Here is a 472-nt window from a genome sequence, read left to right on the forward strand (position 1 = left end):
TGCTGCAGGCACTGGAACAGCCCCAAGCTACAATCAGGAAACCTGCCTCAAAAGTAACCCCGGAAGTACTTGATCAGATCAAGGCGCTGAGAGACCAGGGATTGTCTAGCATAAAGATCAGCGCCGCGCTGAAAGCGGAGAACATTCAAATTAGTGACACAACGATCAACAGAGCGCTTCGAGCGGATGCGGGCCTGTCAGTAGAGGGTATGCCCAAGGCGGTGACCCGTGATGTCATGCAGATCATCCTCGACCTGAAATCTCAAAAGCTCACCCTACAGGCAATCTCCGATCACCTCAAAGATAGGGGGATACATTTGTCAAAATCAGGAGTGGACACTGCGCTTAGAGTTGCTTCATTGCAATTTAATGTGACCGCGGATTCAGAATCGTGGCGCAGTTTCCGGGAGACGGGATATCAGCAGGCCTCTCCCGATATTCAGCATATGCTGCAGGCACTGGAACAGCCCCA

General features: G+C 51.9%; 1 protein-coding gene. It reads left to right on the forward strand.

Annotation, left to right across the window (positions count from 1 at the left end; all coding sequences use genetic code 11):
• Positions 1-209: 209 nt before the first annotated feature.
• A partial coding sequence (locus ABLN87_RS22355; RefSeq protein WP_353014314.1) for a hypothetical protein occupies positions 210-472 on the forward strand: 263 nt, incomplete at its 3' end.

Source organism: Ruegeria sp. SCP10 (genome assembly GCF_040329495.1).
Taxonomy (GTDB): domain Bacteria; phylum Pseudomonadota; class Alphaproteobacteria; order Rhodobacterales; family Rhodobacteraceae; genus Ruegeria.